Below are 7,926 nucleotides of genomic sequence, written 5' to 3'. Positions count from 1 at the left end.
TTTCTAATATCAAAACCCAACTGGCTGTGGAATATATGCGCGGCCAAAACTACCGCCAAGCTACTGAAAGTATCGAAGAGGCGCTTAAGTCCAATTCCAAAAATGACCTTGCTTGGTTGGTACGCGCTGAGATTTATCAGTATTTGAAGGTTAAAGACAAAGCCCAGGAAAGCTTTCTTAAAGCATTGTCTTTAAAACCTGATAGTGCAGAAGTTAACAACAACTACGGTTGGTTTTTGTGCAATCAAATGAATGCACCAGCCGAATCTTTGGCTTATTTTGATAAGGCACTGGCCGACCCGACCTACCCGAGCCCCTTTATTGCCAATATGAATAAAGGCATTTGCAGCGCAAGGTTAGGCCAATACTCTTTGGCTCAAGCCTATTTGGAAAGGTCTTTGGCAGCCAATCCACAATTCTTCCCTGCTTTCAAAGAGCTTGCCCGAACCAAAATGATGGCAGGCAATCTGAACGATGCCGACTATTATTTCCGCCAATACCAAAGCAAAGTCGATGTCCTTCAGGCTGACGATTTGCTTTTAGGCTGGCGTTTGGCTACCGCCTTGGGCAATAAACACGCCGCATACGAATATGAAGCCCAACTTAGGGCAAACTTCCCTTATTCTGACGAACTACAAACTGTTACAACAGGCCACTAAATGGAAAATAACGATAAAATCAACTACGACACACAAGCCGCCAAAACACTGGGGGATGAATTACGCAAACACAGAACTGATGCCAAAATCGATATTGAAGATGTTGCTTCACGTTTAAAACTGTCTGCCGAACAAATTGATGCCTTGGAAAAAGGGGAATATTCAAATTTTCCGGGCCTTGTCTTCGTCTCAGGCTATCTTCGTTCATATGCACGATTCCTCAAAATCGATGAACAAACCATCACCAAACATTTGCACTCGATTACTCCGCAACTTGAAGACCATGTATATGCAGTAACACGCAGCACCAACAGCGGCTTGAGCTACGAAGATGCTGAAAAACAGGGTTTCCCTAAATGGATATTGGGTGCAGCAGTATTGGCTTTAGCAATAGGCGGTGTTTACTTTTGGCAAAGTAAATCCAGCTATGAAAACGAACAGGCAAATATTCAAAACAGCAAAGATGTTGCCGATACAATGAAAACGCCTGCTTTGAAAACGGATAATGTTGCCGTTAGCGAAATGACCGAAGACGGCAAAAAAGAAATTACCAATAAGCCTGAAGCAGCCAATGAACAAGCAGCTTCAGCAGCTTCTGCCGTTGTAGAAGAAAAGCCTGCCGTCAAAGTCGAGAAAGACGAACTTTGGATTAAAGTCCAATACCGAAGCAATCTGATTATTGCAGACAAAGATGGAAAAGTAGTATTCAGCCGCATTGTTCCGGCCGGAAGCGAACATCGTCTGAGAGGCGGCGCGCCTTATAATGTTTGGATCGGTATTGCAGCCGGTTCGGAAGCCAATTACGGCGGCACACCAATCGAACCTTTAAAACACCGTGTTGCCGGTGAAAAATCCGCCTCTTTTGTTGCAGGAAAAAAATAAAATGACCACACCTAAACGCCGTCTGACACATCAAGTACAAATCGATCATCTCATCGTCGGTTCGGATGCGCCCGTTGTTGTGCAATCTATGACCAATACCGACACCGCAGATGCAGAAGCAACCGCCCGACAGGTCAAAGAGTTGAGCGATGCCGGCTCGGAAATGGTACGCATCACGGTCAATACTCCAGAAGCAGCTTCCAAAGTCGCCGAAATCCGCAGCCGCTTAGACGATATGGGTTATACCACGCCTTTGATTGGTGATTTCCATTTCAATGGCGAACGCTTATTGGCTGAATTTCCCGAGTGCGGCAAAGCCCTGTCTAAATACCGCATCAACCCAGGCAATGTCGGCAAAGGCGCAAAAGGCGATGAGAAATTTGCCTTTATGATTCGTACAGCGGCAAAAAACAATAAAGCCGTACGCATCGGAGTGAACTGGGGTTCGCTTGATCAAAGCCTTGCCAAGCGCATGATGGATGCCAACCTAGCTTCTGCTACACCGAAGCCGCCTGAAGAAATCATGAAAGAGGCTTTGATTGTTTCGGCGCTGGAATCGGCAGAAAAAGCCGTGGCTTTGGGCTTACCTGAAGACAAAATCATTTTGTCGTGCAAAGTCAGCGCCGTACAAGACTTGATTCAGGTTTACCGGGAATTAGGCAGCCGTTGCCGTTACCCGCTCCATCTCGGTCTGACTGAGGCTGGCATGGGCAGCAAGGGCATTGTGGCTTCCACCGCAGCTCTGGCCGTATTATTGCAAGAAGGCATCGGCGACACCATTCGAATCTCCCTAACCCCCGAGCCCGGCAGTTCGCGCACTCAGGAAGTCATTGTCGGTCAGGAAATCCTGCAAACCATGGGCTTGCGTTCCTTCACACCAATGGTTACAGCCTGCCCAGGCTGCGGCCGTACCACCAGCACCGTATTCCAAGAATTGGCGCAAGACGTACAAAACTATTTACGCCAAAAAATGACTATTTGGCGCACTGAGTATCCAGGCGTTGAATCATTGAACGTTGCCGTAATGGGTTGCGTAGTCAATGGCCCGGGCGAAAGCAAGCTTGCCGATATCGGTATCAGCCTGCCCGGTACAGGCGAAACTCCGATTGCACCGGTTTATGTAGACGGTGAACGCAAAGTGACCCTCAAAGGTGACAATATCGCTGCCGAGTTTTTACAAATCGTTGAAGATTATGTCAAAACCAACTATTGCGAAGGTGGCGCAAAACGTAAGCAAAACCGTGTCATTCCAATTCAGTCTGCCTAAAACATTATCAAGATAAAGAGGCCGTCTGAAAATATGTTGGGAAAACTGGATACTTGGCTGACTGAGCATCCCAAACGCAAGGATTTGCATGGTTGGCGACGCTTTATCGTTGAATTTTGGTTCTTCGGTTTGAAAGAAGCACGAGCCTGCTTATTTGCAGGCTTGTTTTTCATTGCCATGTTCCTCATCCCAAAAACAGGCTGGTTAGGGATTTCGCGCTATGACCTGCTGCTGATTTTTGCCATCTCCGTACAAGCAGCCATGCTGTATTTCAAGCTGGAAACTTGGGATGAAGTGAAATCGATTACGCTGTTTCACTTGGTGGGCTTTGCTTTAGAATGGTTCAAAACCTCAGGTGATATCCAGTCTTGGAGCTATCCGGATGAGGCATACACCAAAATTGGCGGCGTACCGCTGTTTGCAGGCTTTATGTATGCCGCAGTCGGCAGCTATATCATTCAAGCATGGCGGCTGTTTGACCTCAAAATCAAAAGCCATCCGCCGTATTGGTTGGGCACTTTGTGCGCACTGGCGATTTATATCAATTTCTTCACCCATCACTATATCGGCGACTATCGCTGGTATCTCGCTGCTTTTGCTCTCGGCCTATACGCCCGGACAACGGTCTTATACACGCCCTATGACACCACTCGCAAAATGCCGCTCCTGCTCGCTTTCGTCCTGATCGGATTTTTCATTTGGCTGGCGGAAAATTTGGGAACCCTATTCGGCGTTTGGCGCTATCCCAACCAAATCGGCGCGTGGGCATCGGTACACATCAGCAAATGGAGTTCATGGGCATTACTGGTGATGATGACTTTTACCATCGTCGCGAATTTAAAACACATCAAACATACCATCAGCGTATCAAAAGATTAGTTATTTAACATTTGAAAAGGCCGTCTGAAACTTTCAGACGGCCTTTAATTTTCAACAATCAATTAAACAAACTTAAGGCTTTAACAAACACCATAATGACGCCATAGCCCAAAGGAATGCAGACCAAAGCCCAGCGCCACCATACGCCGATACCGCCGGCTGATACCTTCTTGCTGATCAGATAGGCATCGGATACAGCGGTTTCATCATCGGGGTTGCCACTATGTGCCGCGACTTTAATGTCTTTTTCGTGATGCTTTTCGTGAACCGAACGGACACTCAAATTACACAACAAACCGACAATCAACAAACCTGCCATAATGTACATGGTAATGCTATAAGCCTCAGCAGCCGGAACGCCACTTTCAATTTGACTTTGGCGGATATAGTTGACCAACACCGGGCCAATAACAGCCGCAGTTGACCATGCCAGCAAAATCCTGCCGTGGATTGCACCGACTTGATAAGTGCCGAACAAATCCTTCAGATACGCCGGAATCGCTGCAAAACCGCCGCCATACATGGAAATGATGACGCAGAATCCAATAACAAACAAAGCCTTGTTCCCGCTCTCGCCAATCGACGGAATGGCAAAATACAACAGCGAGCCGAGCACAAAGAAAATAGTATAAGTATTTTTACGGCCAATTTTGTCGGACACGCTGGACCACAAAAAGCGCCCCCCCATATTAAACAGACTCAACAGGCTCACAAAACCTGCCGCCGCACCCGCACCAATGGCAGCCTGTTTACCGACAGAAGTTTCAGAAAACAGCTCCTGAATCATGACAGAAGCCTGACCCAAAACGCCGATACCCGCCGTCACGTTCAGACACAACACCCAAAACAAGAGCCAGAATTGCGGCGTTTTCATGGCTTGTGAGACATTGACATGATTACTGCTGACCAATTTGCTTTTGATTTTCGGCGCAACATAACCTTTAGGTTTCCAGCCATCGGCAGGTACACGGATCGTAAATGCACCGAACATCATCAACACCAAATAAAACAACCCTAAAACCACAAAAGTCTGCGCGACGCCAACCGAAGTTTCACTGGAGAAAAAACTCATCAGCGATACCGACAAAGGCGAAGCCAACATCGCGCCGCCGCCAAAACCCATAATCGCCAAACCTGTAGCCATGCCTGGTTTATCGGGAAACCATTTCATCAAAGTCGATACAGGCCCGATATAGCCCAAGCCCAAACCAACCCCGCCAATCACACCGTTGCCCAAATAAAGCAAAAACAGATTGTGCGTATGGACGCCGATCGCCGACACAAAAAAGCCCAAGCTAAAGCAGCAGGCGGCAACAAACATTGCTTTACGCGGCCCAACGCGTTCCATCCATGTACCGAACATGGCCGCAGACGCGCCCAACATCGCCAAGGCAATACTGAAAATCCAACCCACCGTGGTCAGCTTCCAATCTCCTGCAGCCGACTCAGTGATACCGATAAGCTTGGTCAGCGGCGCATTGAACACGGAATAAGCGTATATCTGCCCGATGGCAAGATGCACGGCCAAAGCAGCGGGCGGTACCAGCCAACGATTAAAGCCGGGTTTGGCAATGATCGCCTCACGGTCTAAAAATTTCATAAAATCCTCTTGTCTATATGTGTCAAACGCTGATTCCATATCATGCGGAATCGAAAAATTGTTGACAATATTTTAGCATAATCTCTCGTTTATCCTTTTTTCTGCTCCATGATAATTTTGCGCATCAAACAGAAAAAACATTCATCTAAACCATTTCATCACGCCCATATCGACAAAAAGGCCGTCTGAAAATTCTTCAGACGGCCTTTTCATTCATATCGTTTTATGCGGCAAAGCGTTTGGCAACTTCATCCCAGTTAACGATTTCCCAGAAACCTTTCAGGTAGTTAGGACGGCTGTTGCGGTAGTCGATATAGTAGGCGTGTTCCCATACGTCGCAAGTCAACAGCGGAGTGTTTTCAGTAGTCAGCGGAGTACCTGCATTGGAAGTAGAAACCAGATCCAATTCACCGGCAGGCGTTTTCACCAACCATGCCCAACCAGAGCCGAAAGTACCGGCCGCGCAAGCATCGAACGCTTCTTGGAATTTCTCGAAGCTGCCCCATTTGGCATCGATGGCCGCAGCCAATTCGCCGGCAGGTTTGCCTTGGCCTTTAGGGGTAAAGCCCAGCCAGTAGAAAGTATGGTTCCACGTTTGGGCAGCGTTGTTGAACATACCGCCGGAAGATTTTTTCAGGATTTCTTCCAAAGGCATTTCTTCAAACTCAGTGCCTTTGATTTGATTGTTCAAATTGGTGATGTAAGTTTGATGGTGTTTGCCGTAGTGAAATTCCAAAGTTTCTTTGGTCAGATGAGGGGACAACGCATCCAGTTCATAAGGCAATTGTGGCAGCTTGTGTTCCATTTTTATGCTCCTAATTATTGATATTTATATTTTGGTAGTGTGTGTTGTCAAATCGACAACATTGCTATTTTACCTGCTTTAGCCTAAACAAACCAATTGAACTTACACTGCGCTATAATAGTGGATTGCAATTTTCCAGCCAGAGATGCCCGTCATGAGCAATTATTCCGATATGCCGTCTGAAGACCGTGAAATCAGCGCATTGTCACTGCCGCCACATTCCACAGAAGCGGAGCAATCCGTCTTAGGCGGTCTGATGCTGGAAAATTCTGCTTGGGACCGTATTGCCGATGTCGTTTCCGGCGAAGATTTCTACCGCCACGAACACCGCCTGATTTTTCGTGCGATTGCCAACCTGATTAATGAAAGCCGTCCTGCAGACGTCATTACCGTTCAAGAAAGTTTGGAGCGCAATGAAGAATTGGAAGCGGCAGGCGGATTCAATTATCTGATTACGCTGGCGCAAAACACGCCGTCTGCTGCCAATATCCGCCGCTACGCCGAAATCGTGCGCGAGCGTTCCATCATGCGCCAGCTTGCCGAAGTCGGCACGGAAATTGCACGCAGCGCATACAATCCGCAAGGGCGCGATGCAGGCCAGCTTTTGGACGAGGCAGAAAACAAAGTATTCCAAATCGCCGAAAGTACCGCCAAATCCAAACAAGGCTTCCTTGAGATGCCCGACCTTTTGAAAGAAGTGGTCGAGCGCATCGATATGCTTTATTCGCGCGACAATCCTGATGAAGTAACCGGCATATCGACAGGTTTTATCGACCTCGACAAAAAAACATCAGGCCTCCAACCGGGCGATTTGATTATCGTCGCAGGCCGTCCTTCCATGGGTAAAACTGCCTTTTCGATCAACATTGCGGAACACGTTGCCGTAGAGGGCAAGCTGCCTGTCGCCGTATTTTCGATGGAGATGGGCGGTGCGCAGCTGGTTATGCGTATGCTGAGTTCAGTCGGACGTTTAGACCAAAGCGTTTTAAAAACCGGCAGATTGCAAGACGAACACTGGGGCCGTCTGAACGAAGCAGTTGTTAAACTCTCCGATGCACCCATGTATATCGATGAAACTCCAGGCTTGACCGCGCTCGAACTGCGCGCCCGCGCCCGCCGTCTTGCTCGCCAGTTCAACGGTAAATTGGGCTTGATCGTCATCGACTACTTGCAATTAATGTCAGGCTCCGGCCGTTCTGACAACCGTGCTTCCGAACTTGGCGAAATTTCGCGCTCCCTCAAAGCATTGGCGAAAGAGTTGCAAGTTCCCGTCATTGCCCTGTCGCAGTTGAGCCGTACCGTTGAACAGCGTACCGACAAACGCCCGATGATGTCCGACTTGCGTGAGTCCGGCGCAATCGAACAAGATGCCGACTTGATTATGTTCATGTATCGTGATGAATACTACAACTCAGAATCACCCGCAAAAGGCTTGGCGGAATGTATTATCGGCAAACACCGTAACGGTCCAGTCGGGAAAGTATTCCTCACTTGGATGGGTCAATTTACCAAATTTGATAATGCTGCCTATGTTCCAGAATCTATGTTGATGGAAGATTGAGACAGATTGTCTGAAAAACTAACCGAATTTCATATTTTATTAGTCACGCATTCCAAAATCGTTTAGAATAAATCCAATAAAAGCAAAAGCATTGCCACAGGCAAATGCAAAAGAGAAAACGTCAGTTACCCAACACATTACTACCAAAAAATCACTCATGTATCAGACACAAAAAGGCTTCACCCTAATTGAGTTGCTGATCGTCATTACTATTGCAGCAGTAATGGCCGTCATCGCACTTCCCAATATGAATCAATGGATTGCCTCCAGACG

General features: G+C 47.5%; 8 protein-coding genes. 6 read left to right on the top strand and 2 right to left on the bottom strand.

Annotation, left to right across the window (positions count from 1 at the left end):
• The 4 genes from pilW to ACTHUE_RS08130 all read left to right on the top strand — a co-directional run.
• Window positions 1–659, top strand: a 659-nt coding sequence (pilW, locus tag ACTHUE_RS08145) for a type IV pilus biogenesis/stability protein PilW (protein ID WP_440423248.1), incomplete at its 5' end; no start/stop codon positions are given.
• Entirely contained in the window at window positions 660–1,541 is an 882-nt protein-coding gene (locus tag ACTHUE_RS08140; protein WP_440402943.1) for a helix-turn-helix domain-containing protein, read from the top strand. It begins immediately after the preceding gene.
• Between the two features lies 1 nt (window position 1,542).
• Window positions 1,543–2,808 carry a flavodoxin-dependent (E)-4-hydroxy-3-methylbut-2-enyl-diphosphate synthase gene (gene ispG / locus ACTHUE_RS08135; protein WP_440423246.1) on the top strand — a complete coding sequence of 422 codons (1,266 nt, stop codon included), beginning with the start codon at window positions 1,543–1,545 and terminating at the stop codon, window positions 2,806–2,808.
• A 33-nt stretch (window positions 2,809–2,841) separates the two neighbouring features.
• Window positions 2,842–3,687 carry a DUF817 domain-containing protein gene (locus tag ACTHUE_RS08130; RefSeq protein ID WP_070460851.1) on the top strand — a complete coding sequence of 282 codons (846 nt, stop codon included), beginning with the start codon at window positions 2,842–2,844 and terminating at the stop codon, window positions 3,685–3,687.
• 58 nt (window positions 3,688–3,745) lie between these two features.
• On the opposite strand, the gene ACTHUE_RS08125 is transcribed toward ACTHUE_RS08130, so the two are convergent.
• Entirely contained in the window at window positions 3,746–5,287 is a 1,542-nt protein-coding gene (locus tag ACTHUE_RS08125; RefSeq protein ID WP_070460853.1) for an L-lactate MFS transporter, read from the bottom strand.
• Between the two features lie 223 nt (window positions 5,288–5,510).
• Window positions 5,511–6,092 (bottom strand): superoxide dismutase, encoded by a 582-nt coding sequence (locus tag ACTHUE_RS08120; protein ID WP_070460856.1) that lies wholly within the window; start codon window positions 6,090–6,092, stop codon window positions 5,511–5,513.
• Between the two features lie 154 nt (window positions 6,093–6,246).
• Between ACTHUE_RS08120 and dnaB the strand changes: the two genes are divergently transcribed.
• The gene (gene dnaB, locus ACTHUE_RS08115) at window positions 6,247–7,653 is read left to right on the top strand and encodes a replicative DNA helicase (RefSeq protein ID WP_070460859.1); all 1,407 of its coding nucleotides are present in this window, start codon (window positions 6,247–6,249) and stop codon (window positions 7,651–7,653) included.
• A 157-nt stretch (window positions 7,654–7,810) separates the two neighbouring features.
• A partial coding sequence (locus ACTHUE_RS08110; RefSeq protein WP_440423154.1) for a pilus assembly FimT family protein occupies window positions 7,811–7,926 on the top strand: 116 nt, incomplete at its 3' end.

This window comes from Neisseria sp. P0021.S005, assembly GCF_051956955.1.
Note: the sequence above shows the minus strand (reverse complement) of the source record. Positions and strands in the feature narration are given on the sequence as shown.